At 59.4% G+C, this 22,556-nt stretch carries 21 protein-coding genes; 5 read left to right on the forward strand and 16 right to left on the reverse strand.

Annotated elements, in window-relative coordinates; genetic code table 11:
* Positions 1 to 88: 88 nt before the first annotated feature.
* Positions 89 to 1,213, reverse strand: coding sequence for an acyltransferase family protein (locus ATO7_RS04720; RefSeq protein ID WP_158523046.1), 1,125 nt, complete (start codon positions 1,211 to 1,213; stop codon positions 89 to 91).
* Positions 1,214 to 1,374: 161 nt separating this feature from the next.
* On the opposite strand from ATO7_RS04720, the gene ATO7_RS04725 reads away from it, so the two are divergent.
* Positions 1,375 to 2,241, forward strand: a complete 867-nt coding sequence (locus ATO7_RS04725; RefSeq protein WP_146680148.1) for a class I SAM-dependent methyltransferase — start codon at positions 1,375 to 1,377, stop codon at positions 2,239 to 2,241.
* On the opposite strand, the gene ATO7_RS04730 is transcribed toward ATO7_RS04725, so the two are convergent.
* Positions 2,238 to 2,942: a class I SAM-dependent methyltransferase gene (locus ATO7_RS04730; RefSeq protein ID WP_083559996.1), complete on the reverse strand. Its 705-nt coding sequence runs from the start codon at positions 2,940 to 2,942 to the stop codon at positions 2,238 to 2,240. The two genes, ATO7_RS04725 and ATO7_RS04730, sit on opposite strands and share 4 nt — an antisense overlap.
* A gap of 10 nt (positions 2,943 to 2,952) precedes the next feature.
* Positions 2,953 to 3,876, reverse strand: coding sequence for a glycosyltransferase family 8 protein (locus ATO7_RS04735; protein WP_206044790.1), 924 nt, complete (start codon positions 3,874 to 3,876; stop codon positions 2,953 to 2,955).
* A gap of 151 nt (positions 3,877 to 4,027) precedes the next feature.
* Here ATO7_RS04735 and ATO7_RS04740 point away from each other — a divergent pair, with 151 nt between their 5' ends.
* The gene (locus tag ATO7_RS04740) at positions 4,028 to 5,065 is read left to right on the forward strand and encodes a putative sugar O-methyltransferase (protein ID WP_083560000.1); all 1,038 of its coding nucleotides are present in this window, start codon (positions 4,028 to 4,030) and stop codon (positions 5,063 to 5,065) included.
* 15 nt (positions 5,066 to 5,080) lie between these two features.
* Here the strand turns inward: ATO7_RS04740 and ATO7_RS04745 are convergent, their stop codons facing one another.
* The 8 genes from ATO7_RS04745 to gmd form a co-directional block, all read right to left on the reverse strand.
* A complete protein-coding gene (locus ATO7_RS04745; protein ID WP_083560002.1) occupies positions 5,081 to 6,082 on the reverse strand; it encodes an STELLO glycosyltransferase family protein in 1,002 nt (333 codons plus the stop codon).
* Positions 6,079 to 6,936, reverse strand: coding sequence for an FkbM family methyltransferase (locus ATO7_RS04750; protein WP_083560004.1), 858 nt, complete (start codon positions 6,934 to 6,936; stop codon positions 6,079 to 6,081). The genes ATO7_RS04745 and ATO7_RS04750 overlap by 4 nt, the downstream gene beginning before the upstream one ends.
* Entirely contained in the window at positions 6,936 to 7,679 is a 744-nt protein-coding gene (locus tag ATO7_RS04755; protein ID WP_083560006.1) for a methyltransferase domain-containing protein, read from the reverse strand. The genes ATO7_RS04750 and ATO7_RS04755 overlap by 1 nt, the downstream gene beginning before the upstream one ends.
* A gap of 4 nt (positions 7,680 to 7,683) precedes the next feature.
* Complete coding sequence (locus tag ATO7_RS04760; protein ID WP_083560008.1) at positions 7,684 to 9,207, reverse strand: lipopolysaccharide biosynthesis protein; 1,524 nt, start codon at positions 9,205 to 9,207, stop codon at positions 7,684 to 7,686.
* Positions 9,208 to 9,219: 12 nt separating this feature from the next.
* The gene (locus tag ATO7_RS04765) at positions 9,220 to 9,867 is read right to left on the reverse strand and encodes a TylF/MycF/NovP-related O-methyltransferase (RefSeq protein ID WP_158523048.1); all 648 of its coding nucleotides are present in this window, start codon (positions 9,865 to 9,867) and stop codon (positions 9,220 to 9,222) included.
* Positions 9,868 to 10,059: 192 nt separating this feature from the next.
* Positions 10,060 to 11,043 (reverse strand): UDP-glucuronic acid decarboxylase family protein, encoded by a 984-nt coding sequence (locus ATO7_RS04770; protein ID WP_407938449.1) that lies wholly within the window; start codon positions 11,041 to 11,043, stop codon positions 10,060 to 10,062.
* Positions 11,044 to 11,052: 9 nt separating this feature from the next.
* On the reverse strand, positions 11,053 to 11,994 hold the full coding sequence (gene fcl / locus ATO7_RS04775; RefSeq protein ID WP_083561007.1) for a GDP-L-fucose synthase: 942 nt from the start codon (positions 11,992 to 11,994) through the stop codon (positions 11,053 to 11,055).
* A gap of 8 nt (positions 11,995 to 12,002) precedes the next feature.
* Complete coding sequence (gene gmd / locus ATO7_RS04780) at positions 12,003 to 13,112, reverse strand: GDP-mannose 4,6-dehydratase (RefSeq protein WP_083560012.1); 1,110 nt, start codon at positions 13,110 to 13,112, stop codon at positions 12,003 to 12,005.
* Positions 13,113 to 13,196: 84 nt separating this feature from the next.
* Between gmd and mgtE the strand changes: the two genes are divergently transcribed.
* The gene (mgtE, locus tag ATO7_RS04785) at positions 13,197 to 14,528 is read left to right on the forward strand and encodes a magnesium transporter (protein ID WP_083560014.1); all 1,332 of its coding nucleotides are present in this window, start codon (positions 13,197 to 13,199) and stop codon (positions 14,526 to 14,528) included.
* A gap of 26 nt (positions 14,529 to 14,554) precedes the next feature.
* Here the strand turns inward: mgtE and ATO7_RS04790 are convergent, their stop codons facing one another.
* The 3 genes from ATO7_RS04790 to purD form a co-directional block, all read right to left on the reverse strand.
* Positions 14,555 to 15,892 carry a S8 family peptidase gene (locus ATO7_RS04790; RefSeq protein ID WP_083560016.1) on the reverse strand — a complete coding sequence of 446 codons (1,338 nt, stop codon included), beginning with the start codon at positions 15,890 to 15,892 and terminating at the stop codon, positions 14,555 to 14,557.
* 76 nt (positions 15,893 to 15,968) lie between these two features.
* Positions 15,969 to 17,120 carry a bifunctional 2-methylcitrate synthase/citrate synthase gene (prpC, locus tag ATO7_RS04795; protein ID WP_083560018.1) on the reverse strand — a complete coding sequence of 384 codons (1,152 nt, stop codon included), beginning with the start codon at positions 17,118 to 17,120 and terminating at the stop codon, positions 15,969 to 15,971.
* 78 nt (positions 17,121 to 17,198) lie between these two features.
* Complete coding sequence (gene purD, locus ATO7_RS04800; protein WP_083561008.1) at positions 17,199 to 18,485, reverse strand: phosphoribosylamine--glycine ligase; 1,287 nt, start codon at positions 18,483 to 18,485, stop codon at positions 17,199 to 17,201.
* A gap of 162 nt (positions 18,486 to 18,647) precedes the next feature.
* On the opposite strand from purD, the gene ATO7_RS04805 reads away from it, so the two are divergent.
* Positions 18,648 to 19,466, forward strand: a complete 819-nt coding sequence (locus ATO7_RS04805) for a UDP-2,3-diacylglucosamine diphosphatase (protein ID WP_083560020.1) — start codon at positions 18,648 to 18,650, stop codon at positions 19,464 to 19,466.
* 28 nt (positions 19,467 to 19,494) lie between these two features.
* Here ATO7_RS04805 and ATO7_RS04810 read toward each other — a convergent pair whose 3' ends face one another.
* Entirely contained in the window at positions 19,495 to 19,902 is a 408-nt protein-coding gene (locus tag ATO7_RS04810; protein ID WP_083560022.1) for a hypothetical protein, read from the reverse strand.
* A gap of 49 nt (positions 19,903 to 19,951) precedes the next feature.
* A complete protein-coding gene (acs, locus tag ATO7_RS04815) occupies positions 19,952 to 21,916 on the reverse strand; it encodes an acetate--CoA ligase (RefSeq protein ID WP_083560024.1) in 1,965 nt (654 codons plus the stop codon).
* Positions 21,917 to 22,003: 87 nt separating this feature from the next.
* Between acs and ATO7_RS04820 the strand changes: the two genes are divergently transcribed.
* The gene (locus ATO7_RS04820) at positions 22,004 to 22,537 is read left to right on the forward strand and encodes an NUDIX hydrolase (RefSeq protein ID WP_083560026.1); all 534 of its coding nucleotides are present in this window, start codon (positions 22,004 to 22,006) and stop codon (positions 22,535 to 22,537) included.
* The last annotated feature ends 19 nt before the right edge of the window (positions 22,538 to 22,556 follow it).

Below are 22,556 nucleotides of genomic sequence, written 5' to 3' on the forward strand. Positions count from 1 at the left end.
CGCCCCTGTTGTCTGAACAGTTTGCGGTGAGCTCATGGGGCGGTCAAGGCTTTTAAATCAGTCCTTTACACCACAACACCGCACCCGTTCACGCGCGATCCATGCTCGAAAAATGGCGTTTGAGCTTGAGAAAACGAACTTCGAATAAATGATAGCTGAGCGCTGCAAGAGCCAAGGTTAATAAGATCGTGGCCAACCCTGACAGCAGGCTTGCCAGGTTGTAGCCCAGCACAGCCTTGAACGCCCCTAGCACTGGAACTTGAAAAAACTCGATGACGGCTATGTGGATTAAATACATCCCGTATGAGTATCGTCCCAGCGTTGTTAATGCCCGGTTGTGCAGCCACCAGGGCCTGAAATCACGGGTTACGATCAGATAGAGCCCCGCAGCGAACAGCACCGCAGCGGCGCTGGTAATCAGCGCAATGTTCAAACCGCCAGACAGACGCAGACCACCGTTGCTCAAGGCCAAAACAGCGAGCATTGCTAAAGCGGCGCACCCCAAAAACACCGCCGAGCTTGAACGTGGCGGTCTATCGCGCTGCACCAAGCAGGCAATCAATCCGCCAGCTGCTAGCGCGTCCATGCGTGCAGGCATGAACACATAGCCGGCCAGCGGCCAGTCGTGAAAAAGCAGCAAAGCCACTTTGACCATCCAGGCCAGCCCAATCAGGGTCAAACACGCATGTGCGAGCCGTCGCGCGGGTAACAACGCAACAACCACAGGCCAAAACAAGTAGAAGTGTTCCTCAATCGCCAAAGACCACAGGTGATCAAGTCCACGCCATGGCGTACCACTACCAAGCACCAACATATGGATATTCTGCAGGTACAAGGCGCTGGACAAGGCCCAACCGCGCAGCACATCACCATCGACACCTGAAACCGCATACGGCAACAACGCAAACGCGAGAATCAAATACAAGTAATAAGCGGGGAAGATGCGCAGTGCACGACGGGCATAAAAATTAACGAAATAACCACTGTGCTCACGCGTGGATATCAGAATCGAGGTAATCAAATAGCCCGATAGAACGAAGAACAAATCAACGCCCAACCAACCAGCCCGAGCAAATTCGTTGACCACCATGAGTACCTTGGAACCACCCGACTCAAAAGCCAGGCAGTGCACCATCAGCACCAGAAGGATGGCCCAACCCCGCACACTATCTAGAACGGGATTGTGAACAATCCCCCCCTCCGATCCGCTCATTCGATCTCCAGCAAACTCTACCCAGCCCGATACCTGCGACCTCGATGACAGGGACATTCACAGTCGTTTATGTGCTGGCTATAGTAACCAAGCTGTCACCGCCAAATGTGATCCATGCGCAGCCGTGCTGATCCAAAAAACTCAAGGTAGAAAAGCAGACAATGAGCACTCATAAACGCATCGCACGCGCCATCATACCCAGAGCCCTTCGCTCATTCCTCAAACGACTTGCCATCCAAACCGGCCTGATGGAGGATCCCGCACGCATGGATGCGCCCCTGGAGTATCCATTCCTGGGGCCGATGCAAGCCCCGACCCTTCGCCCCAACTACCGTTGGGGAATCCTCGCAGCTGCGCGCATGGCTCAGTCCTTGGGGTTACCCGCGATTTCGGTGGTCGAATTTGGCGTTGCTGGCGGCAACGGCTTGGTCGAGATGGAATCTTTGGCGCGGGAAGCCGCTCAGCGTTCCGGCGTGCGCATCGACGTTTACGGCTTTGACACCGGTACCGGCCTGCCTAAACCCGTCGACTATCGCGACCTGCCGCAAATGTGGCGCGAGGGCTTTTACGGCATGGATGTCGACGCCCTTAAAGCCCGCCTGTCGTCAGCCCAACTGCTGTTGGGCGAAGTCAGCGACACCGTACCGGAATTCATAAAGAGCGCTCCAGCGCCAATCGGCTTCATTGCCTTCGACATGGACCTCTACTCATCAACGGTTGCGGCCTTTCAATTGTTTGAAGACGCTCTCGAATTGGTGCTTCCGCGCGTGGTGTGTTACTTCGATGACATCATCGGATTCTCGCACTCAGACTTTACCGGCGAGCGCTTAGCGATCAGCGAATTCAATCAACGTCACGCCAAACGCAAGCTGTCAAAAATGTATGGCTTGCAGAAATTCTTGAAGCGCACTGATCCATGGCTCGACATGATGTACTTGTTTCACGCGTTCGAGCACCCGCTCTATGGCGAGCCGGATGGCTGGCACACGCTCAGTGAACTACCACTGGTCGACAGCTCCAGCCGTTAGGATGGTTTAGTCGCTCGCACCACGAAAATCATGGCGTCACGCGCGCGCCCCGAGTCCTTGTGCAGACGGTCAGTCCAGCCAATCAAAAGCTGACATAAGCCACACAGCGGCTTGCTGAGCCAGGTTGGCAACCGGGTCCGCACGGCATCCTGAAAAAGCTGAATCGACATTGGCAACAGGCCCATGACGCCGCGCACTTCATTGACCTCAAATCCCTGTTCGGCAACGGTGGCGCGCAGGCCATCTGCGGTCCAGCGCCACAAGTCCAGTGGGGAGGGGTGGTAGACCCATACACCGTGGGTTGAAAGCACCAGGGAACCGCCGGGCTTGAGCACACGCCATGCTTCGGCCAAGTACTTGGCCGGACTCGGCACATGCTCCAGAACCTGGGCAGAGAGCACGATGTCATAACGCTGCTGGTCCAAGGGAATTTCACCGTGTTCATTCAACACGATATCGGCATGTGTATTCCCCGGCATGTCTGCGGCAACGTAGTTTAAATCACACGCTTGAACCACCCCTTGATAGGCTCGATTGCCACATCCGTAGTCCAACACAGGCGCGCCTGACCCGGCCTTACAGGCGGTTAAAGCCTGAACCAGAGCAGCGCGCAGTTTGAAGATCGCCTGACGGTTCCAATACCACCAGGCAATCGACTCCTCAGCCGCATCCATTTCGGTGAAATCTTGCGCCGATGTCATGCCTGTACTCTCAATATTGGGTGGGCTTACGCTCAATTTGCGGCTGCGGAAAATGCTGTGCGTACCAATGATATAAACGGTATGGAAAATGCCGCAGAATGATGTTGCGCCAGAATTTGTTCTCTACTTTGGCCGCTCGCCAGGGTGTTTGACGTACGTGTGACCAATACAAACTGCGCAGCGGATGCCCGCAGGCGTCCATCCAGGGTTTTAGCAAACCGGAAAAATGCACGATGGACGGCTCGCGCCTTGCGTAACGCACGGTGTCGCGATCGAACGGCAACTGCGCCGCACGTAAATCAAACATTACGCTCTGGACATTGAACTGCGGCGGCAGACTCAACCATCGACCTTTAAGCACCGCATTCAGTACGTCCTGATCTGGATACAGAAAACCCTCGTGGTGCTCATCGGCAAACTTCAACAGATCAGCGCACAGCCCTTGGGCCCGCATCACTTCGAGATCCATCAACAAAACGCCGGAATTGAAATAGCGCTGTACTTGGTGAATACCTAGCGACGCCAATCGCTCAAGAGATTGGTGCGGGTAAAGGGGATTGACTACAGCCGCCACCCAGTGGCCATTCAGATCAAGCTTTACAAGCTCATCCAACGGCCTGCACACAATGGTGTCGCTGTCCAAATAGAGTACCCGCTTAACCTCAGGTAACAGCTCGGGCAGCAACATGCGCATCCATGCATGTGTGCCGAAAAATGGGTGTGGTTTAAGCCGCGCAAACTGCTGTGGAGGTACTGTGACCACATGGAACTGCCCGCCCATGGCCTCGACCATACCGCGCAGATCGTCCAGCCTGGGGGCAGCAACGTCGCTGCGCACCAAGTGCACACGTACACCACGCGGATGTTGCTGCAGCAATGAGTGCAACGTCGCCGCAGCGTGCTGCAGGTACTGTGGATCTGCAGCCAATGCCACATCGAACTGCGTATGACCACTTGGGTTCATAAGGCCACTAAAACCATTTTTCCTGAAGAATAAGCCAACTCATGGCCCCGAAATCCAGCGATAGTGGCACACTATAAACTTGCGAGGAGCCGCAGCGCACCAATCAAAAAGAAGCCACAGAATGACACCTGCACCGAACCGACTCAAACGCCTGGTCCGGCGTGCTTTCGCCAAAGCGGGCTTACGAATTTCCCGCATCGACCAGCAATCTGAAGCAGAGACAGCACGCCTCAAGGCGGCCAGCTTCAACGCGGAGCACCCGCTACCAGAAGGCACAGCCGATTATCTGAGGCACGACAATCCGCGGCTGATGGCCTTACGCGAGCGTTACAACGCACTCACCGTCGACGCTGCCGTGCACTCGTTGTGGAACCCACAACGCATGGACCGCCAACTCGAGCTGTCTCATTTTCGCGGCGACAATGTTTACGTCTGGCAACTGCGTAATGTGCGCGAGCAGGCGCGCCTTAAGTACTACCTGTTCATGACTTACGCTCAGGGTATCGACGACTTGGGCCTGCTCGGCAGCCTGACCGAAGACGGCCTGTTTGGCTGCTGGACGTTCGATTACCCGAATCACCCCACAATCAGTCGTGACCTGCTCGATTCCGTTAACGAAATCAATTTTCTGAACCGGCACTTGAATCTGAAACAACGCGACAGCTTCCGGGTGCTCGACATCGGCGCAGGCTATGGTCGCCTACCCCACCGCATGTTGCAGGCCTTGCCCAACATTGATCATTACTACTGCACTGATGCGGTCGCTGAGTCGACCTTTCTCAGCGAGTTTTACCTGAAGTTTCGCGGCTGCGCGGACAAGACCACGGTCCTGCCACTGGACGAGTTCATCACTGCGGCACCCGATCTGGATATCGATTTGGCCATCAATATCCACAGTTTTTCAGAGATGAGTATCGCCGCGATCAACTGGTGGTTTGCCCGCCTCGCTGAAATGCGCCCCAAACACCTGTTCATTATTCCTAACGATCAAGACCGCCTCCTCAGCGCCGAAAGCGACGGAAGCCGGGTCGAGTTCTCTGACCGCATCGCCGCCAGCGGCTACAAACTCATCGCCAACGAACCGATTTACCGCGACCCCTGCATACAGGAACTGATCGGCGTGGATGACCACTTCTTACTTTACAAACGGGTGGACTAAGCAAGGCCGGACGGACTACAAGCCCAGCCGGCTCAACTCATCCAACCAGCTCTTAACGAGAGGCACTTCAGCCGAGTCAACCAAGCCTTCGCCCACCAGGGCTTGGTAGCAACTCAGCAGATCCGTGTGCATATCCCCGCTCAGCGACAAAGCTGACAAGCGTTCACGGATGCGATCGTTGTGCAGGTAACCCGGCACCTCGTCGGCGAAGTCACGCATAAGATCATGCTCATTACGTTCCTGGCGGACAGACGGCGCGACGAAGGTCACCTGCAGCCCCTGAGCCCACAAGCAACGCTGCGCAACAAAGCTGCGCCAGATGTCGGTCATACGAAAACTGCAGTATGAGGGCAGATACATGAGTGGCGCCAAGCGCCGCTGCCACCAAGTGTTCTGACTGTTAAACGGACACCATACGTTCTCCGACAAAACCACGGCGGTCGCCTCCTCGGCAAATCTCACAGGCAGCGGACGGGTCAAACGAAACACCGCATCGACATCCGGGTTGTCCTGAGCAAGCCCCTGAACCAACACCGGCGCGTTGGATGCTTGATGCTCATCAACCTGATCGCAACCCAGCACACGATCCAGCGGCAAGCCACGCGGCCAAACCGGCGCAGTTGGTGCGAAATAGTCGTACACATTGAGCCATGCGTGGTCGTTTTTCGCGCTCAAAACACGGGCTGAGCCCGCTTCAGGGTGATCGAGGAAATTGCCCAAGGGGAAATTGTCGTCATCGGTCTCCACGATCCACTTGGCACCGTCGCGCAGCGCATGCAGGTAACCCACGTTCTTGCGCGCGTAGTGCCCCAGCGGCAGCTGCTGGCTGAACGCACCAAACGCCGTGTGTTGCGCCTCAATATCCATGTAGGTCGCGCCCGGCAGGCTGAAGTCCGTCGGACTCTTGCGATCGCCGACAATGACAAAATCGACCCCCGATTTCTGGCAAGCGCTTAATAGATCGCGCATGACGGGGTTGGGGGCATTAATGGTGGTGACAACCAGAGCGGTGCTCATGATTCAGTGCTCTCCTTCAGAGCCAGCGCCTGCGCCCAAACCTGGCGCAGTGGGGTCGAGGCCGGGCCCAACGCGGCAACATGAATGGCCAATGTGTCGTAGCCATACTCGAAAAATTCATAGCCACACGCACGCAGCAAATCGTGTGCAGCCTGCCGATCCGGAGCAGCCAAATGATGGTGCTCGTATAGCACGAGCTTGGGGCGAAGATGTTCCAGATCAAGGAGCTTGAGGATCTCATAATCATGCCCCTCGGTATCGGTTTGGACGATGTCGACGGCCTGAAAACCATGTCTCTGGCACAGATCGTTAACCGTCATACAGGGCACCATCCGCTCGACCAATCGGTCGTCGATGTCCGGAATGTGCTCCCGGTGCGAAAGCACGACATCTTTATGGAACGAACCCAAGGCGTGATACCACACGGGCAGTCCCGCGGCTGCCGGGTCGTTCTCGTGCGCCAGGTGGTAGAAAGGCTGCTCCCCCGAACGCGCACTAACCGCGACATTTTCAAGAATGATGCGCGGTGCCAGATGGCGGTAATTGCGCTGCAGCCGGGCAAAGATCTCTGGAACAGGCTCCACCATAATGCCGCGCCAGCGGCGTCGATGAATCTGGCGGCGCATTGGATCATACAAGGCGCCATCGTTGGCTCCAATCTGCAAAAAAACCGCCTGTGGAAACGCTTTGCCCATGGCATCCATGACCAGCGATACCGGCGTATCTGGCTGATTGCTCGGCAAATGACTACGCCACGATCGCAAACGTTGGCGTAACGCCCAATCTTTGGGAATCAACGGCCCCACCACGCGACCGATCGCGCTGACCATTCGTCCCGCAGTCAATTGCCCCATTATTGATGCTCCTGTTGCTGAGCTTGCTCTGCTAAAGGTTTGGCTGCGCAGAGCACGAAAACCAAGGCGTTAAGATTACGTCTTTCTCGGTCTATATAGGCATCAGCAAACCCGACCAACCATTGCATGAACATGGCGTAAGGGCGACGCAAACGGCGCCAGATGCGCCCATGCGTTGCATCCTGAAACAGCTGAAGACCACAGGATGCAAGCCCCATTGCCCCGCGAAAAGCGACAAGCTCGAAACCGGCCCGTTCAACCGCCGCTTTCAGGCCCTCGGACGTCCAACGCCAAAAATCGTGGGGATCTGGATGCCACACCATAATCCCGTGGGTGGATAAGACCAACCGCCCCCCTGGTTTAAGAACCCGATAGCATTCGTTTAGATATAAGGCTGGATCGGCGACATGCTCAAGGACCTGGGTCGATAGCACCAGATCAAACTCAGACGCACCGGTGGGTACACTGCCATCGCCATTAAGCTGCATTTGCGCCTGAGGATTGCCACCAAGATCCGCAGCGACCCATTCGCTGGCCTTGGGCAACAGTTCACGATACGGCGAATCGGCGGCGCCATAGTCGAGAACGCGCGGCGCACTGAGCGCATCAGAACTCAGACTCAACATCTGCCCGACGACACGCCGCAGCTGGATCGCAATATATCGGTATGGCTGCCCCCAAGCATCAGGCCGACGCTGATTGTGCCGGGTTTTGAATTGAGCTGACTGCTGTTTATTGTTCACACGGTCACCGTCGCCCCTGCATCGACTGGATGCGCTTAAAAACTGTCTCGGCCAAGGTCTGCATCAGCTGCCTTTGTCCGAACACAAACCAGGCCAACAACAGATATGCGGGACCGAACAGGGCCGTTGCACCAATCAGTTCTGCCCACATCGGCAAGCCCGTTAAACTGGAGAATGTCGCTTTGACCAGCACCGCCGCAACCAAGGCCGCTGCAACCGGTCGACTGGCGCGAAGCAACGCGACCGAAGTCCGCAAAGGCAAGTGACGGTACGCCGCAACAAGACAGGGCACGAGCAACACCCACTGGGTTCCGCTCCACGCCCAAGCCACCCCCAGCGGACCAAAACGCAATGCAACCAAAGCCGCGATTAACATTGCGCCCCAACCGATACAGCCCCAGATCAACATCCCGCGCATATCGCCACGCGCCATGTACAACCATCCGGTGGAGTACATCAACGGTTGCGCGATAAGACCAAAACACAGCACCTGAAAGATCTGTTCAGCCGCTTCCCACTGCTCACCTAGCAGGACGTGTATGACTTGGCTGCCATAAAGCACGCCCATGACCCCCAAGGGTGCTGCAGCCAGCATCATCACACCGGTCGCTTTGTCGTAAAAACGCACAAACCGCCGCGGCTCTGAAATCAGTCGGCTCAGCATAGGCAACGCGACCTTGCCAGCAGGCTCGTTTACATAGCCGCTGGCCATATTAGTCAGCATGTGCGCACGCGTGAACTGGCCCGCCGCGGCAAACCCCATATTGCGGCTAAGCAATAACAAATGAAGGTTTTGAGCAAAATGCCCAAGCACACGAAACATCAAAAAGCCACCGCCGAAATGCAGCAGCGAAGCAACGCCGGCGAAATTTTTGGGAATCCCGGGATGGTAGCGTGCGGCCGCCCAGCTGATAATCAAAGTCACAGCGTCAGCAACAACCATCATCAGCACCAGAGCCCACGGCCCGGCCCCTGCGACGGCAGCCATGACCGCACATGCCCCGCCAATCAACGTGCCACATACACTGGACAAGGCAATCGCACCAAAGCGCAACTCACGCTGCATCAACGCACGATGCTGCGCCGATGCGCTGGGAATCAACACCGCGACCAGCAGCACCTGGATTACGCCAACCGAATCTGGCGAGCGCAACCATGCGGCAATGTAAGGTGCAGACAATAGCCCCAGCCCGGCAACGCAACCGCCCAACAGCAGGTTGAGCCAGTACAGCGCATGAATTTGCGCCTCAGAGATATGCTTACGCTGCAGGGTCGCAGCGCTCAGCCCCATATCCTGAAGTAGCACCGCTAGGCCGGTAATCACCTGAACAGACGCTACCAAACCGTAATCTTGCGGGGCAAGAATACGCGCGAGCACAACCGTAAAAGCCAATCGAATGAACTGGGCAGCCAAACGTGCAGCGAGGAGTTTGGTGCCCCCGCTGATTGCGCGTGCGGCGTTGATTTCGCCCGCGACGGAAGCCCGATGATCGGCTTGCTCGCTCAGTGACCGCCCCCCGTCTGCCACATCACGCGCCGTTCACGGCTTGCGCTTGACGGCCAAGCGGCCGGTGTAGTCGATACGACTCAGCAACGGAGCGTGCGCTGGACCCAGCTCGGAAAAATACTCATCCACTGCCGTTGCGCAACCATCCCAATGACCGTAGTCGTCAATAATGACGACCCCGTGGAGACGCAGGCGCGGCCATAGATGAACAAGTTCATGACGGGTGGATTCGTACCAATCCGTGTCCAGCCGCAAGAACGCGACATGCTCGGGTGCCGCCTGCGGCAAAGTGTCTTCGACGCGCCCTTTCACGAAATGCAACCGCTCAGGCGGATATCCGGTCGCCAGCAACGCCTCTCGGACCAAATCTTCGTTGAAGAATTCGGCATCGAACAGCCCCTGCCAAGGGCGCTGCCCACGCCCGACACTCTCTTGCCAATGATCCATGGCTTCGCCGTCATAGCGCGAAACATCCTTGGCCGTCGGTGGCGTCATACCTTCAAAGGTATCGAACAGGTAGATATCGCGATCCGAGACACCCAACTGCTGCAAACGCAGAATCATGGCCAGCACCGACCCGCCTTTCCAAACGCCACATTCAACGAATGCCCCGTCGATCTGCGAGTGAATGGTGTAGCTTACGGCATCGACCACAGCCAGAAGACGCTCTTGGCTGGTCATCGTGAATGGCAAACACGCACGAAGTATTTCCGCCTCGTGCTGAGTACAACCCAATGCAACGTCCAAAGGATCGTCAACACGTTGCTGGGGATTTGCCCCTCCGAAAACACGTCGTTTGAGCCGCCGCAATACCCGAATCGGTCCTGGCGCTCTGGTCAGTTTCTTGGACATCTGTGTATTCCTGATACCGGACTAGTCAGCCCCGGCAAGCAAGTTCCTGAAATAACCGATGGTGTGCTCCAAGCCTTGATCCAGCGGCACTTTAGGAGCCCAACCCAACATCTCGCGCGCCAGCCCGATATCGGGCTGACGTTGGCGCGGATCATCCTGCGGCAAAGGTTTCTGCTGCAGCTCAGAGTCGCCTCCGACTTGCTGCAAGACCTTCTCAGCCAGCTGCCGCACGGTGAATTCGCCCGGGTTGCCCAAGTTGATCGGGTTTGGCGTTGTCGACGGAGAGTTCATCAAGCGAATCAAACCATCAACCAGATCATCGACATAACAAAACGAGCGTGTTTGCGAACCATCGCCGTATATCGTCAACGGCTTGCCGCTAAGCGCCTGCACAATGAAATTGGACACCACGCGCCCGTCGTCAGGCATCATGCGCGGACCGAAGGTATTGAAAATACGTGCCACCTTGATATCCAACCCATGCTGGCGCTGATAATCGAAGAACAAGGTTTCGGCGCACCGCTTGCCTTCGTCGTAGCAAGACCGGGGACCAATTGGATTGACGTTGCCCCAGTAGCCTTCGGTTTGCGGATGCACCGCCGGATCGCCGTAGACTTCACTGGTTGAGGCGAGAAGAATCTTAGCTTTGACCCGCTTGGCCAAACCGAGCATGTTGATCGCCCCCAGCACGCTCGTCTTGGTGGTCTGAACCGGGTCGTGCTGGTAGTGAATGGGTGAGGCCGGACACGCCAAGTTGTAAATTTCGTCGACTTCCACATACAGCGGAAAACAGACATCGTGGCGCATCAGCTCGAAATAAGGGCTCTGCATCAAGTGGACCACGTTGCGCTTTGCCCCGGTAAAGAAGTTATCCACGCAGATCACTTCGTTACCTTCGCGCAATAGGCGCTCACACAGGTGGGATCCGATAAAGCCCGCGCCACCCGTAATCAGTATCTTCTTCAATGTCCACTCCATGGCCGCCGTGAGGCGGGTGTTCTCCATCGAGCTCAGCTATAGCCGAGCCTCGGCACGATTTTTCTTATACCAGGCGTAGGTCTCAGCCAGCCCCTCGCCCAGGGTTATTTTGGGACGCCAGCCCAGGGCCGTCGCACGTGAAGTATCCAGCAGCTTGCGCGGCGTGCCATCGGGTTTACTGGCATCAAATTGCAAGAGGCCATCATACCCCACGACCTGCGCAACCGAATCAGCCAGATCGGCGATGGAAATATCCTCGCCCCAGCCGATGTTCACGGTCATCTCATCAGCATACTCGTGCATGAAAAACAGACACGCTTGCGCCAGGTCGTCCACGTGCAGGAACTCGCGCCGCGGGGTCCCGCTGCCCCACACCTCAACGCTGGCCTTATTATGCTCACACGCTTCATGAAACTTGCGTATCAGGGCTGGCAAGACATGCGAGTTGTGCAGGTCGAAATTGTCACCCGGCCCATACAAATTAGTCGGCATCAGGGAAATGGCGTCAAAACCATATTGGCGCCGGTAGGCCTGACACATCTTCAGCCCGGCGATCTTGGCAATCGCATACCACTCGTTGGTCGGCTCGAGCGCACCACTCAGCAGGTACTCCTCCTTGAGCGGCTGTGGCGCCAGTTTGGGATAGATGCATGACGACCCCAGAAACAGCAGCTTGCGCGCCGCGTGTCGCCATGCGGCGTCGATGACATTGGTCTGAATCAGCAGATTGTCGCGCAGGAAATCAGCGGGATACTCGTTGTTGGCGAGGATGCCACCGACCTTGGCCGCGGCCAAAAAGACGTACTCGGGCTTGTGCTGCTCGAACATCGCTTCCACCGCGGCACGCTCACGCAGATCCAGGGCTTGGCGATCGAGCAGCAACAAGTTGTCATAGCCTGCGGCGCGCAGCGCGCGAACGATGGCGGAACCGACCATGCCACGATGACCAGCGACAAAAATGCGACTGTCGGGCTGCATGGTGGTGCTCACTCGTGGTAGTCGAAGGCTTTGAAGCCCGCCGATTTGATCAGATGATCACGCTTGGCCAGGCTGAGGTCTTCATCCACCATTTCGTTGACCAATTCCTCGAAACTGGTGGTCGGCTCCCAGCCGAGCTTGGTCTTGGCCTTGCCCGGGTCGCCCAGCAAGGTGTCGACCTCGGTCGGACGGAAGTAGCGTGGATCCACCTCCACGATGCGATCACCGGCTCGCACTGCAGCCTGTTTGGGGGCCGCACTGACAACTGCATGCTCGGCACGGCCTTCACCATGCCACTCCAGTTCGATCTCCAGACGGCGCGCGGCGCGGCTGACAAAGTCACGCACGGTGTGCTGTTCCCCGGTGGCGATAACGAAATCCTCCGGCGCCTCCTGCTGCAGCATCATCCACTGCATGCGCACGTAGTCCCGGGCGTGACCCCAGTCCCGTTTGGACGACAGATTGCCCAGGTACAGACAGTCCTGCAGACCGAGAAAAATACGCGCCAGGGCCCGTGTGATCTTGCGCGTGACGAAGGTCTCGCCACGCACCGGCGATTCATGATTGAACAGAATCCCGTTGCAGGCATAAAGCCCGTAGGCCTCACGGTAGTTGACCGTGATCCAGTAGGCGTAGAGCTTGGCCACGGCATAAGGCGAACGCGGATAGAACGGCGTGTCCTCGGTCTGCGGTATCTGTTGCACCTTGCCGTACAACTCGGACGTGGAGGCCTGATAGAAGCGGGTCTTGTCTTCCAGGCCGAGGATGCGGATAGCCTCCAGCAGACGCAGGGTGCCCATGGCGTCCGAGTTGGCCGTGTATTCCGGGCTCTCGAACGAGACCGCCACGTGACTTTGCGCACCGAGGTTGTAGACCTCATCCGGTTGCACTTCCTGCACCACGCGAATCAGATTGGTCGCATCGGTGAGGTCACCGTAGTGCAATATGAAGCGCCGATCCTTGACGTGCGGCTCTTCATAAAGATGGTCGATACGATCGGTATTGAATGACGAAGAGCGGCGTTTGATGCCGTGTACCTCGTAGCCTTTCTCGAGCAGAAACTCGGACAGGTAGGCTCCATCCTGACCTGTGGTCCCGGTGATCAGCGCGCGCTTCATCTCTCCCCCGCCTCGCCAAATAGGCAACTATAGCGCAGCCCTCTACAATAGCGAGCACGCCGCCCACCCCATCGCTGAGGACTCATGACCGACCAAATCGACCATCTCCGACAAGCGCTGGACAGCGGTCGCCAGGGGCCGGTTCAGCGAGTGCTGTCCTCCCTGCACCCGGCGGAAATCGCGGTACTGATCGAATCGCTGCCCTTGGGCGAGCGCGAGATCGTGTGGAATCTGGTCAGCGATGAGGATCGCGGTGAAGTCCTGCTGCACCTCGGCGAGGAGCTGCGCGCCTGGCTGATCAAAGCCATGGACGTGGAAGCGGTCATTTCAGCCTCCGAAGGCCTGGAGATCGATGACCTCGCCGACTTCATCGATGACCTGCCGGAAACTCTGACCCAGCGGGTCATGAGTTCGATGGACGAGGCCCGACGCACCCGCGTCGAAGCGGTGATGTCGTACCCCTACGACACCGCCGGCGGCCTCATGAACACCGACCCGGTCAGTGTGCGGCCCAATGTGACACTGGAGGTGGTGCTGCGCTATCTGCGCATGCTCGGCGACCTGCCCAGCCACACCGACATGCTGTTCGTGGTCGACCGCTACGGTCACTTCCTCGGCATCCTGCCGATGAACAAGGTGGTCACCATGAATCCGGATGTCACGGTGAGTGACATCATGGACCGTGAATTCCAGGCCCTGTCGGTCGACCTGACCGCCGGCGAGGTGGCCAAGCGCTTCGAGGACCGCGACCTGATTTCAGCGCCGGTGGTGGATGAACGCAACATCCTGCTCGGCCGTATCACCATCGATGACGTGGTCGACGTCATCCGTGATGAAGCCGAGCACAGCCTGCTGGCCCCTGCCGGTCTGGACGAAGAAGACGATATCTTCGCGCCGGTGCGGCGCAGCGCACGGCGTCGCGCGGTGTGGCTGGGGGTCAATCTGATCACCGCCTTCATGGCCTCCGCCGTGGTCGGCATGTTTGAAGCCACGCTGGATCAGGTTGTCGCGCTGGCCGTACTCATGCCCATCGTCGCCAGCATGGGCGGTATTGGCGGCAGCCAGACACTGACCCTGATGATTCGCGGTCTGGCCCTGGGTCAGATCAGCACCGCCAACGCCGTCGCCCTGCTCAAGAAAGAGGTCGCCGTGGCCCTCATCAATGGCCTGCTGTGGGCGGTGGTGGTCTCGAGCATCGTACTGGCCTGGTTCCGCTCACCGATGCTGGCGCTGGTCATCGGCATGGCCCTGATCCTCAATCAGATGTGCGCCTCAGTGGCCGGGGTGGGCCTGCCCCTGCTGCTCAAGAAACTCGATATCGATCCGGCCCTGGCCGGCAGCGTGGTCTTGACCACGATCACCGATGTGGTCGGTTTCTTCGCCTTTCTCGGACTGGGCGCTGCGCTGCTGCTTTAGCCGCGCAGCACCCACAGTCGAACGCCTTAGCGCAGCAAACCACCCAGCGGAGACTTGGCCTTGGATTCGGCCGGCGGCGCGCTGTCTTCGCTGTCGTTGTCACCCTCGTCCGGAGCCTCGGCGGCTGCGGCATGCACCTGCAGCAGGCGGTTGGCGGAACCCTTCAAACCGGACAACTTGCCACTGGCGCTGCCTTCCAGCAGGGCTGCGGTGATCTCGGCCGGGCTGGCCTGCGGGTTAGCGGCCAGCAACAGCGCAGCCGCACCGGCGACATGCGGCGCGGCCATGGAGGTGCCCTGCAGCGACTTGCTGGCGCTGTCACCGGTGTGCCAGGCCGAATCAATTTCGGCACCTGGCGCAAGCAGATCAACGCACTCACCCCAGTTGGAGAAGTCGGCGCGCTGATCCTGACGCGTGCTTGCCCCCACGGTGATCGCGGCCTTGGTCCGCGCCGGTGAGGTCTTGCACGCATCACTGTCTTCGTTGCCAGCGGCCAGCACCATCACAATGCCCTGCTCGATGGCGTTCTCGACCGCTTCATCCAGAGAGCGACTGGCGCCACCGCCAAGACTGAGATTGGCCACCGCCGGTTTTTCGGCATGCTTGGCCACCCAGTCCACACCGGCAATCACGCCCGACATGGCGCCACCGCCATCGCAGCCGAGCACGCGCACCGGATGCACCGTGGCGCGCTTGGCCACGCCGTAGCGTGTGCCGGCAACCGTGCCGGCCACGTGGGTACCGTGGCCATTGCAATCGGCATAGTCGGGCTGATCGCTGTCGCCATCATCGTCGCCGCCACCGCCACCAAGCAGGCCGCCCACGATCTTGCCGACACCGCCGAGCAGACCGCCACCGGGTGCGCTGCCGCCTTCACCGGCAAAGTTGGCCCCTTCGCCGATGCGATCTCGAAACTCTTCGTGACTGACCCGCACGCCGGTGTCGACGATATAGGCGTGCACACCTTCGCCTTCATTCGGGTAGCTGTAGCGGCGATCCAGGGGCAGCGTCGCCTGATCAATCCGGTCCAGCCCCCATACCGCGCCGGCCTGCTCTCCGAACGGCATGACCTTGCCGTCCTGCTCGACGTAACGCACATTGGGGTTGGCGATCAGGGCGGCCACCTGATCCACCGAAAAGCGCCCGGCGAAGCCGTTGAACGCGGTGTCGTAGCGGTGCAGCAGCGTACCGCCGGTGGCCTGCACGATGCTGTCGACCACGCCGCCGGAGCGGCCTGGCTTGAGTGCCACGATGTATTGCCCCGGCAGGGCGTCACGCACGGTCTGCAAGGCTTCGGGCAGGGCGCCCTGCGCCAAGGCAGGGCTGCCCAACAGGATACTCAGGATGGCTACGATGTGTTTCATGTCATTCCCCTTTTCATTTCAGGTGGATTGAATGCGGGCCATCCGTGTCCCGTGAGTGGCTGTAATCAGGCCCCGATCAGGCGCGCTGATCCATGGGCACGAACTCAAGATTTTCCGGCCCGGTGTAGTTGGCGCTTGGGCGAATAATCTTGCCGTCCATACGCTGCTCGATGATGTGCGCACTCCAGCCAGCAGTGCGCGCGATCACGAACAGCGGCGTGAACATGGCCGTCGGCACGCCCATCATGTGATAACTGACCGCGCTGAACCAGTCGAGATTGGGGAACATCTTCTTGACGTCCATCATCACCGATTCAAGGCGTTCGGCAATGTCGTACATCTTCATGTTGTTCTGTTCCGCCGACAGGTCCTTGGCGACCTGCTTGATGACCTCGTTGCGCGGATCGGAGATGGTGTAAACCGGGTGACCGAAACCGATGATCACTTCCTTGTTGGCGACCCGCTCACGGATATCGGCTTCCGCCTCGTCCGGGCTGTCATAGCGCTTCTGAATCTCGAAGGCGACTTCGTTGGCACCGCCGTGCTTGGGCCCGCGCAGCGCACCGATGCCGCCGCAGATGGCCGAATAGATGTCAGAGCCGGTGCCGGTGACCACACGGGTGGTGAAGGTCGAGGCATTGAATTCGTGCTCGGCGTACAACACCAGCGAGGTGTGCATGGCCTTGACCCAGGATTCGCTGGGCGCCTTGCCGTGCAGCAGGTTGAGGAAATGGCCGCCAATCGAGTCATCGTCGGTTTCTACTTCAATACGACGACCGTTGTGGCTGAAGTGATACCAGTACAGCAGCATCGAACCCAGCGAGGCGAGCAGACGATCTGCGATGTCGCGCGCATCCGGATGGTTGTGATCATCCTTCTCCGGCAGCACAGTGCCGAGCACCGAAACGCCGGTGCGCATCACGTCCATCGGATGAGCATTGGCCGGGGTGGCTTCCAGCGCAACCTTGACCGCCGCGGGCAGACCGCGCAGAGCTTGCAGCTTGGTTTTGTACGCTGCCAGCTCGGCATCGGTCGGCAACTTGCCGTGGATCAGCAGATGAGCGACTTCCTCGAACTCGCAACTGGCCGCCAGATCCAGAATGTCGTAACCGCGGTAGTGCAGGTCATTGCCGCTACGGCCGACCGTGCACAGGGCGGTATTTCCTGCGGCAACACCGGACAGGGCAACCGATTTCTTGGGTTTGAACCCGGCTTTGTTCTCGGACATCTCACTCACTCCTTAACGTTCGGTTAATTGTTCATTGCACCACAGGTGGGTGCGAAGCCTATCACTCAAACGGACGGCTCAGGATGACGTACGCGCCAACCCCTTGGAGCCAATATCACGTCGATACTGCATCTGATCCCAGGAAATCGCCGGGATTGCGCGGTACACCTTGTCGCGTGCTTCAGCCAGATCCTGGCCCAGCCCGCACACGCACAGCACACGCCCGCCGGCGGTCTTGACCTGCCCGCCGTCCAGCACGGTACCAGCGTGGAAAACCTTGGTGTCGGCCTCGAACGGCGCGTCCAGGCCGGTGATGCTGTCGCCCTTGGCATAGCTGTCCGGATAGCCACCTGCGGCCAGCACCACGCCCACACTGCTGCGCGGGTCCCAATCCAGCTCGATCTGATCCAGACGCCCATCCAGAGCGGCTTCGATCACGTCCAGAAGGTCGGAGCGCAGGCGGAACATGATCGGCTGAGTTTCCGGGTCGCCCATGCGCACGTTGAACTCGACCACACGCGGTGCCCCCTGCTCGGAGATCATCAGTCCCGCATACAGGAAGCCGACGAAACGGCGCCCTTCGGCGGCCATGCCGCGCACCGTCGGCAACATGACCTGCTGCATCACGGTCTGGGCCACCGCATCGGTCAGCACCGGTGCCGGGGAATACGCCCCCATGCCGCCCGTGTTGGGTCCCTGATCACCATCGAAGATACGTTTGTGATCTTGCGACGAGGCCAGTGCCAGCACGTTCTCGCCATCAACCAGGGCGATGAAACTGGCCTCTTCACCATGCAGAAATTCCTCGATCACCACCCGGTGACCGGCATTACCAAAACGATTGCCCTGGAGCATGTCGCGCACCGCGGCTTCAGCCTCGGCGCGATCTTCGGTCACGATCACACCCTTGCCGGCGGCCAGACCGTCGGCCTTGATCACGAACGGTGCCTGCATGGTCGCCAGATAAGCCAGCGCCTCGTCCAGCTGGGTAAAGTTGCCGTAGGCCGCAGTGGGGATCTGATGACGGGCCAGAAAGTCCTTGGTGAAGGCTTTGGAAGCTTCCAGCTCGGCAGCCGCCTGACTCGGCCCGAAGGCACGAATGCCGTCAGCCTGAAGGCGATCGACCAGACCAGCCGCCAGCGGCGCCTCAGGCCCAACCACAACCAGATCGACGGCCTCATCACGAGCCAGCGCGCAGACCGCGTCAACATCTTCAGCAGCCACGGCCACGTTGCGGACCTTGACTTCGGTCGCGGTGCCGGCGTTGCCGGGTGCCACCAAGACCTCGGCCACACGCTGAGATTCGGCCAGCTTCCAGGCCAATGCATGCTCGCGGCCACCGCCGCCCACTACCAATACTTTCATCATCTTGTCTGTTGTTAACAGGGTGTCGCCAGCGCCGCAGCCGTGGCGAAAAAGCGCCATACGATAGCAAACCCCGCACCCCGGAGCGCTTCGGCGCTGCTGTCACATTGCCGTCATGCCACTGTCACAAACGCTTCACCGGGCCGGCGTAGGCTCAAAGCCATGAAAAAAGACAGCAAAAGCAAGAGCAAGCGGAAAGTGCGCAGCATCTGGGTCTCGGATGTGCATCTCGGCACGCCGGGCTGCCAGGCCGAAGCCCTGGCCGATTTTCTCGGCCAGCATGAGTGCGAGTATCTCTATCTGGTCGGCGACATCATCGACGGCTGGCAACTGCGCAAGAGTTTTTTCTGGCCGCAGGAACACACCAACGTCATACGCAAGGTGCTGACCCGCGCCAAGCGTGGCACCAAGGTCTTCTATGTGACCGGCAACCACGACGAGTTCCTGCGCAAATTCGTCGATTACAAGCTGGAGATCGGCAACATCCAGTTGACCAACGAAGTCATCCACACGACTGCGGACGGGCGTCGCCTGCTGGTGCTGCACGGCGACATGTTCGATGTGATCACGCGCTACCACCGCTGGGTCGCCCTGGCCGGGGATGTGGTCTACAACGGCATGATGAAAGCCAACCGGCATTTCAACAGCCTGCGCCGTCGCGCCGGCATGCCGTATTTCTCGCTGTCGGCCTACGCCAAACAGAAGGTCAAATCGGCGGTCAATATCGTCACCGAATTTGAAGAGTCCGTGGCCCGTGAGTGCGAGAAACGTGGACTCGACGGCGCGGTGTGCGGACACATTCATCATGCCGAAATCCGCGAAATCGGCGACGTGCTCTACCACAACTGCGGAGACTGGGTGGAATCCTGCTCAGCCCTGGTTGAGGACGACGACGGCCGCATCAGCATCATCCACTGGCCCAATGCCAACATTGGGCGCAACGAAAGCAAACTGATCGAATTTCAGCCCCGCGCGGCCTGAGCTCAGGCGCGACGCCGGGCACTGACTTCTAACTCGCCAGATTGCCGGCGCAGTGCCTGACCATAAGCTGTATGGCATCGTCTGCTGACTGAAAGCGACGATCGTCGCGCCCTGGTTCACGACACCAGATCGCCAGCGTGGTGTTGTACATGCCTTCCGGATGATCCCGATAGAACGACATCAAGTTTGAGCTGGCCGCGTTGGTGCGAAAGCTGATGGCGATCTCCGAGCCGTCACGCGCGATACTGAAATAACGCAGCTTGGGATTGTCCTTGAGCTTGCCACGCAACTGTGTGGCGGCGTCCAGCAATTGCTGCCACGCCGCGCGCAGCTTGGCCTCTTCCTCCGCGCGCTGCTTGGAGCGCCAGTCACGGTGCTCCTCGATCGCATTGATCGTGCTGTCGAGTTGCTGAAGGATGTCCTTTTCGGAAGACATGGCAGGATGAGGCTGATACCGGAAGGCGTAGTTTAACCGTTTGCAGCGCTCAGGAGTGACCCTGCAACTGGGCCACGATCGCCGGGTTTTCCAGTGTTGAGATGTCCTGCGTAATCTCTTCACCCTTGGCGATGGTCCGCAGCAGCCGGCGCATGATCTTGCCGGAGCGGGTCTTGGGCAGGTTGTCAGCAAAGCGGATGTCATCCGGCTTGGCAATGGCGCCGATTTCCTGCGCCACCCAGTCGCGCAGTTCGCGGGTCAAGGCCTCGGCCTCATCGCCGATCGGTCGCTCACCCTTGCAAGTCACATAGGCGCAGATCGACTCGCCCTTGGTCTCATGCGGACGCCCGACCACGGCCGCCTCCGCCACCCGCGGGTGGGCCACCAGGGCGGATTCGACCTCCATCGTACCCATGCGGTGACCGGACACGTTGAGCACGTCATCAATGCGCCCCATGATCCAAAAGTACCCATCGGCATCACGATGGGCCGAATCACCAGCCACGTAATAGCGGTTATCGAACTTGGCCCAGTAGGTGTCGATATAGCGCTCGTTGTCGCCCCATACCGTGCGCAGCATCGACGGCCATGGCTTGGTCACCACCAGGTAACCGCCAGCGTCGCGATCCTCGATCAATTGGCCTTCCTCGTCGACGATGGCCGCGGCGATGCCGGGCAGCGGTTTGGTGCACGAGCCCGGCTTGGTCGCGGTCACGCCGGGCACCGGCGACATCATGATGGCGCCGGTTTCGGTCTGCCACCAGGTGTCCACGATGGGGCAACGCTCCTGGCCAATTACCGTGTGGTACCACATCCAGGCTTCCGGATTGATCGGCTCGCCAACGCTACCGAGCAGGCGGATGGCGGACAGGTCGGACTGTGCCGGCCACTCGTCACCCTGCTTCATCAAGGCGCGAATCGCGGTCGGTGCGGTGTAGAAAATGCTGACCTTGTGCTCTTCACAGATACGCCAGAAACGTCCGGCATCGGGCACGGTCGGCGCGCCTTCATAGACCACGATGGTGCTGCCAGCCGCAAGCGGGCCGTAAGTCACATAGCTGTGCCCGGTAATCCAGCCCACATCCGCTGTGCACCAGAACACATCGCCATCCTTGAGATCGAACACCCAGCGGTTGGTGCATATGCCGTTGAGCAGGTAGCCGGCGCTGGCATGCTGGATACCCTTGGGTTTACCGGTCGAACCCGAGGTGTACAACAGGAACAGCGGATGCTCGGCCTCGACCCACTCCGGCGTGCAATCTTCCGGCTGTCCGGTCACCGCATCGTGCCACCAGATGTCACGCGCCGGATCCATGGCCACATCGTGGGCCGTACGCTGGAGCACCACCACGCGCTCCACCGAGCCGCCCGACTGGGCCAGCGCATCGTCGGCGGCCTGCTTGAGTTCGACGATGCCACCGCCGCGGCGGCCACCATCGGCGGTGATCAGGAAACGCGCCTGCGCGTCATCGATGCGATCGCGCAGCGAAGCCGCGGAAAAGCCACCAAACACAACGGAATGGACCGCCCCAATGCGCGCGCAGGCCTGCATCGCGATGACCGCCTCGGCCACCATCGGCATGTACACGATGATGCGGTCACCTTTGCGGGCGCCCAGTGCTTTGAGTGCGTTAGCAAACTGACAGACTTCGGCATGCAGCTGGCGATAACTCAGGTTGCGTGTGTCGCCTTGCTCACCTTCGAAGCGAATCGCGATCTGGTCACCGCGGCTGTCCAGATGGCGGTCAATGCAGTTGTAGGAGACATTCAGGCGCCCATCCGTGAACCAGCGGTAGTTGGGCGCATCGGTGGCGTCCAGGCCAACCGTAAACGGGGTGTGCCAGTCCAGCTCCTCGCGTGCCCGCGCAACCCAGAATGCTTCATTGTCCTCAGCCGCTTCGGCGTATAGCGCCTCGAGCTTGTCGGTGGGGTAGCAGGCCTGCTCGGCAAACGCCGACGGCGGCGCAAACAAACGGTTTTCCTTGAGGATGGATTCGATATCCTGATTGCTCATGGGTGGCCTCGTGGTCTGTCTTCTCGCAATAGCCACAAGGATACTCGCCAGACCATGTCCTTCATACCGCCATTCGGATCACCTGCTATGCCCCTGCCGCAAGACGCTGAAATCCTCCACACCGCACGCTTTCTTGAGCTGCGCCGCACGGGCCGCTGGGAATATGTGCAGCGCTGCAACACCGGCGGCGGCGCCGCCTTCATGATCGCCACCACCGCTGAACAGGAACTGGTGCTGGTCGAGCAGCTGCGCCCGGCGGTTAACCAGCGCGTGATCGAATTGCCGGCCGGAGTGGTCGGCGATGAGCATCACGGCGAAGCCCCGATCGAAGCGGCGAAACGCGAGCTGGAAGAGGAAACCGGCTTTCGCCCGGGGCGTGTTACGTGTCTGCATGACAGCCCCACCGCCGCCGGGCTGACCAGCGAATGGGCCTGGTATTTCCGCATGACCGAGCTGACCCGGGTCAGCGCCGGCGGGGGCGTGGATGGCGAAGACATCACCACCCATGTGGTCCCGCTGGGCGAGATCAACGCGTGGCTGAGCCAGCGCAAGACCGCAGGTTGCGCAGTTGACTGGCGCATCTTCGCTGCACTGCACTGGATCGAGCACGGCGAGCACTGAGCACTTTGGCGCACCGCGC

This window comes from Oceanococcus atlanticus (assembly GCF_002088235.1).
Taxonomy (GTDB): Bacteria; Pseudomonadota; Gammaproteobacteria; order Nevskiales; family Oceanococcaceae; genus Oceanococcus; species Oceanococcus atlanticus.

Bases quoted from the DNA above. Each gene is read 5' to 3' on its own strand.
- ATO7_RS04720 (WP_158523046.1), bottom strand. From the start codon at position 1,213: ATGAGCGGATCGGAGGGGGGGATTGTTCACAATCCCGTTCTAGATAGT.
- ATO7_RS04725 (WP_146680148.1), top strand. From the start codon at position 1,375: ATGAGCACTCATAAACGCATCGCACGCGCCATCATACCCAGAGCCCTT.
- ATO7_RS04730 (WP_083559996.1), bottom strand. From the start codon at position 2,942: ATGACATCGGCGCAAGATTTCACCGAAATGGATGCGGCTGAGGAGTCG.
- ATO7_RS04740 (WP_083560000.1), top strand. From the start codon at position 4,028: ATGACACCTGCACCGAACCGACTCAAACGCCTGGTCCGGCGTGCTTTC.
- ATO7_RS04745 (WP_083560002.1), bottom strand. From the start codon at position 6,082: ATGAGCACCGCTCTGGTTGTCACCACCATTAATGCCCCCAACCCCGTC.
- ATO7_RS04750 (WP_083560004.1), bottom strand. From the start codon at position 6,936: ATGGGGCAATTGACTGCGGGACGAATGGTCAGCGCGATCGGTCGCGTG.
- ATO7_RS04765 (WP_158523048.1), bottom strand. From the start codon at position 9,867: ATGACCAGCCAAGAGCGTCTTCTGGCTGTGGTCGATGCCGTAAGCTAC.
- ATO7_RS04770 (WP_407938449.1), bottom strand. From the start codon at position 11,043: ATGGAGAACACCCGCCTCACGGCGGCCATGGAGTGGACATTGAAGAAG.
- fcl (WP_083561007.1), bottom strand. From the start codon at position 11,994: ATGCAGCCCGACAGTCGCATTTTTGTCGCTGGTCATCGTGGCATGGTC.
- gmd (WP_083560012.1), bottom strand. From the start codon at position 13,112: ATGAAGCGCGCGCTGATCACCGGGACCACAGGTCAGGATGGAGCCTAC.
- mgtE (WP_083560014.1), top strand. From the start codon at position 13,197: ATGACCGACCAAATCGACCATCTCCGACAAGCGCTGGACAGCGGTCGC.
- ATO7_RS04790 (WP_083560016.1), bottom strand. From the start codon at position 15,892: ATGAAACACATCGTAGCCATCCTGAGTATCCTGTTGGGCAGCCCTGCC.
- prpC (WP_083560018.1), bottom strand. From the start codon at position 17,120: ATGTCCGAGAACAAAGCCGGGTTCAAACCCAAGAAATCGGTTGCCCTG.
- purD (WP_083561008.1), bottom strand. From the start codon at position 18,485: ATGAAAGTATTGGTAGTGGGCGGCGGTGGCCGCGAGCATGCATTGGCC.
- ATO7_RS04805 (WP_083560020.1), top strand. From the start codon at position 18,648: ATGAAAAAAGACAGCAAAAGCAAGAGCAAGCGGAAAGTGCGCAGCATC.
- ATO7_RS04810 (WP_083560022.1), bottom strand. From the start codon at position 19,902: ATGTCTTCCGAAAAGGACATCCTTCAGCAACTCGACAGCACGATCAAT.
- acs (WP_083560024.1), bottom strand. From the start codon at position 21,916: ATGAGCAATCAGGATATCGAATCCATCCTCAAGGAAAACCGTTTGTTT.
- ATO7_RS04820 (WP_083560026.1), top strand. From the start codon at position 22,004: ATGCCCCTGCCGCAAGACGCTGAAATCCTCCACACCGCACGCTTTCTT.